Genomic DNA, 4309 nt, shown 5'->3' with positions numbered 1-4309 from the left:
TACGAGCGCTCTTAGCCACGAATATGCGCTGGAGCAAGCACTCGACGCCGCGCAAGTGGTTGTGGCACTGCTTCCGCTCACGTTCGTTCAGAAATTCGACGTGACGCTCGTGAACTGGAACGATCCCTACGCCGAGCTAGCACGCCGCTTGCTGGGGGTGTTCGAACTGCCGGCCAATGCCTTCCGGGAGGAGGGGGCGGAGGTGCGCACCGCTATAGCCGTTTTTGGTCGGTATCGCTCCCATCGAACCGCTGTCGTGAGGGAAAAGCTCCGCTCGCTGGACACGGTATTGCCGCCGCTCGGTCTGAACGTAGACGATCGCGTGTCCGGTGAGACCAGGCTCAATCACCAGCTGCTTGATGACGATGGGCCCGTGATCACCCGCCCTGTGACCTCGCAGAAACGGGTACGCATCTCCAACGACGGACGTCGCATTGTCCTCGGTTTCGATTGCGGGTTCACGGAGGCAATGGTGCTGAACCGGATTCTGGATCGCCGGATCGTGCCATTGGAGGGGCAGCGGTTGCCGAAAGGGTTTCGCTACGCCGGCCACGGTCGCCTCGACATTGAGGCGTATCTTGTCCAGCCGAACCCAATCGCCGCGCTCGACGGCCTGCTGCAGATGATTCGCGCCGCCGGCGGGGAACCGGAGCTTGCACCGGGATTCCTCGCGCATCTTGGCAACAGGATACGGCGCAGCGCCCGCCAGGCGACGCCGCTTCGTCACGATGCGTGGGTAACTGGCGCAGCCTCCGCTGAGAAGTTGGAAGGCACTGCTCGCAAAGCCTTCTGCGTAGACCGGACCCGCTGGGGCAGCCCTGTGGTGAAAGCTGGCGAGACGGTGGAGTTTCACCGTGATGCTGGCGGCCGCTATACCTATGAGCGCGGCGGGAGTCAGTACACCGTGTCGCTCGATGAGCTCAACAGCCTGGTGGTGGTGGCTAATGATGGGGAAGGCTGGGAGACGGTGCATGAAGGCCTTGTCCGCCGGTATCCAGATCAAGCGGCGACATTACGCGCGCGCATCAAGGCGCTGGGCATAAATCGTTGGTTGGACTGGGAATTCCAGCGAGATGACTTGGTAGAACTGCTGCTCAAGCCGAATGGTGCGGTTGTCGCCTGGGAGCAAGGGTGCGGAAAGTCTCGACTCGCCGTGGCCCTGATCCTGCTATCCGGGGTGAAGCACGGTTTGATCGTTGTTGAGTCCCGTCTGATCGACGAGATGCAAAAGGAACTGGCCAAACTGCAGATCCCGAACGATGCCGTGCATGTCATCGACTCTGCCGCTGGATTGCAGACGCTTTCGCGGATCAACCTGATCTCCTACGAGCGGCTGCGCATGCCGGTCAGCCCGCGCGATTCCAGGCGGGTGACATTTGCCCATCGGTTGCGCCGGCGTATCGGTTTGTTGATCGCCGACGAGGGGGAGCGTCTTTCCAATCCAACGAGCGACCAGAGTCGGGCGCTTTGGCAGCTCTCGGCTCGGCGCCGCTATGTCCTGACCGGTAGTCCAATCCCGAACTATCCGCGCGATGTGTTCGGGTTGATCGCCTTCACGGGCGGGGATGGCACCGCGGCGCAGCCTTACGGCTACAAGCGGGGCTATCTGGAAGCGAACTGGCTGGCGACGGTGCAACATGCCGTGCGGGGAATTGATCGGTTCCGCGATGACTTCGTTGTGCTCGAATGGGTGACCTGGCAATTCGCGGAGAGCCTGCAGGACGGGGCGAAGCGGGAAGTGCCCAAGATCGGCAACCTGCCACAGTATCGGCAGATGCTGGCGCCGCACGTCAAGCGACGGCTGGTCTGTGAGCCGGAGGTGTCTCGCTATATCCAGATTGAGCCGCCGGCAATGGAGGTCATCGAGACGGATTGGGACCCGGCACACCTTTCGTTGTACCTCAAGGCAGCCGACGAATTCGCCGACTGGTACCGGACCACGCGTGGGGAGGGACGGACCAACAACCTGCTGACTATCCTGGCGCGCATTCGCGCTGTGCACTTCGCCGCCAACTATCCGCAGCATGGGATGGAGGGCATCGGCATGTTGGGCCAGCTAACCAGCAAGCAGCGCGCGGTCATTGACCGAATGGAGGAAATCGCAGAGGAGGGCAAGCAAGCAATCCTGTTTGCCGAGAATCCCGGTGTCATCGAGCTGATTGCTGGCGAACTGGCCAAGCGTGGTGTCGAGACGGTGCCGTTCCACGGCAACATCCCGATCCGCAAGCGCGTGGCCGACAAGGACAAGCGCTTCGTTGGCGGCAAGGCGACGGGTCTGCTCTGCACCAAGGCATCCGGCCGGGCTGGCTACAACCTACCGATGGCTGACTATGTGCTTTTCTATGACCGGTCGTGGACGTGGCGAATCGAGTATCAGGCGATGCGACGCGCACTGCGCTGGGACCGAAAGGGCGTGCTGAAGGTTCTGTTCTTCCACTTGCCGGGCAGCGTCGATATTTACCAGGACCAGATGGTGGCGCACAAGCGGGATGCGATGCAGGCCGGATTGGATTGGGCGACCCCCGAATTGGAGGACGCCTCGTTCTTGCACATGGATACCGTGCTGGACAATTTTGTTGAGGACCTTGCATTGTTGCGTGGCCGCAAGCCGCACGACATGCGCGAACTGCTCAAGGAGGCTGCATGAAAGTGAGTGAATGCGCCATCTCCGTTGGAGACGGCATTGTGACGGTGAAGCGCAAGGGAACGCGCCGGCTGACCGTGGCCAGGGTGCTGGGCACGGTGGACGCCGACGGCATGGAGGTGTTGTGCCTGGATAGACTGGTCCACAACCATTACGAGTCAGAAATGGATGGTTGGCACGTGGCAGGTGCCGTGACGACGCTGCTGTCGCGACCAATCGGGCCTTTTCCCGCGAAAGCTCACTAAATTCGTTGTCTTACGGGGCGCATGAGCGTCATCAGCGATCTTAAAATGAAGTCAGTAGCGCGACCCCGCTACTGCCCCAAGCTCTCGGATGTACTCAGCCCTCCTCGGAGGGCTTTTTTTTTGTCTGATCACCCTTGGGTTTCCCACAATGCAGATGCCGGGGCGCCGAAATGGCCACCAAGAGTCGCAGTGTCACGCCCCCCCGCTCGTGCATGTGGGATCTGGCGCGCGCCTTGATGTTGCGGTATCCTTTCGCCACCTACCGCGTCTCTGACGCATCGACCCCGCACCGCCAGGTGCCCAGTTTTTTGCAGTAACGTGGCCTGTCCGCCTTGTCGGGCTAGCCAACGCCTTCTTTCTTATCCCATCGGGAACCTGTTCCCGGTGCGGCAACGGGTTCCCTTTTCCGTTTCGGAGAACCCACAATATGCAAAACCCCACTATCGCTCTTGGCAAGATCCGTGCTGGCCGTAATCCGCGCAAGTATTTTGATCCTGCCGAGATGGCAGAGTTGACCGACTCCGTTCGGGAGAATGGCGTCATCCAGCCGATCTTGATCCGCCCCCTGGACGGTGACGAGTTCGAGCTGGTCGCCGGCGAGCGCCGGTACCGGGCAGCGAAAGCTGCGCACGGTGACGACTATCCCATGCCAGTGACCATCAAGGCACTGACCGACGACGAGGCTGATCGTCTGGCTCTCATTGAGAACGTCCAGCGCGCCGACATGGCACCCTCGGAGGAGGCCGTGGCCGCGGCGAAGATCGTTGGGCAACTCAAGGGAGATCGCGACGAGGCCGCCCGTGTACTGGGCTGGTCGCGCGGGACGCTCGACAAGCGCCTGGCCCTGATGAATTGCAGTCCGTCCGTGCTTGACGCGCTAAACACGCGCCAGATCCAGCTCGGACACGCGGAACTGCTGGCCACCCTCGCGAAAGACAAGCAGGACAAGCTCCTGCCGGTCATCATCAGCGAGAAGAAGACCGTGGCCGAACTCAAGAAGACGATCGAGGCCGCGGCATGCAGTCTCGCTACCGCTATCTTCGATAAGGCCGAATGCGCCGCATGCCCGCACAACTCCTCGTTGCAAACGGAGATGTTCAGTGAAGCCATCGCCTCGGGCAATTGCACCAACCGTGGCTGCTACACCCAGAAGACCGAAAAGCAACTGGAAACAGTGGCATATGGTCTGAAGGATGAGTACCCGGTGGTTCGCATTGTCAGAGTGGGCGATAACCATACCCGTGTCCAACTGGTGGTTGACGGCCCGACCGGCGTTGGCGAGGACCAGGCGAAAGCCTGCCACGCTTGCGAGAACTTCGGTGTGGCCGTTAGCGGCCTGCCGGACAGCATCGGCAAGGTGTTCCGCGGCCAGTGCTTCGACACCGGCTGCAATGCCACCAAGGTCGCGGCCCGGCTAAAG

At 61.3% G+C, this 4309-nt stretch carries 3 protein-coding genes; all 3 read left to right on the top strand.

All coding sequences use genetic code 11. The features are described 5' to 3' along the window. On the top strand, window positions 1-2647 hold a 2647-nt coding region (locus ACYP5B_RS44495; protein ID WP_459573839.1), incomplete at its 5' end, for an SNF2-related protein. Next, a complete protein-coding gene (locus ACYP5B_RS44490; protein WP_459573838.1) occupies window positions 2644-2889 on the top strand; it encodes a hypothetical protein in 246 nt (81 codons plus the stop codon). The genes ACYP5B_RS44495 and ACYP5B_RS44490, both read left to right, overlap by 4 nt. A 427-nt stretch (window positions 2890-3316) precedes the next feature. After that, on the top strand, window positions 3317-4309 hold a 993-nt coding region (locus ACYP5B_RS44485), incomplete at its 3' end, for a PRTRC system ParB family protein (protein ID WP_459573837.1).

This window comes from Cupriavidus sp. 8B, assembly GCF_054589115.1.
Note: the sequence above shows the minus strand (reverse complement) of the source record. Positions and strands in the feature narration are given on the sequence as shown.

Bases quoted from the DNA above. Each gene is read 5' to 3' on its own strand.
- ACYP5B_RS44490 (WP_459573838.1), top strand. From the start codon at position 2,644: ATGAAAGTGAGTGAATGCGCCATCTCCGTTGGAGACGGCATTGTGACG.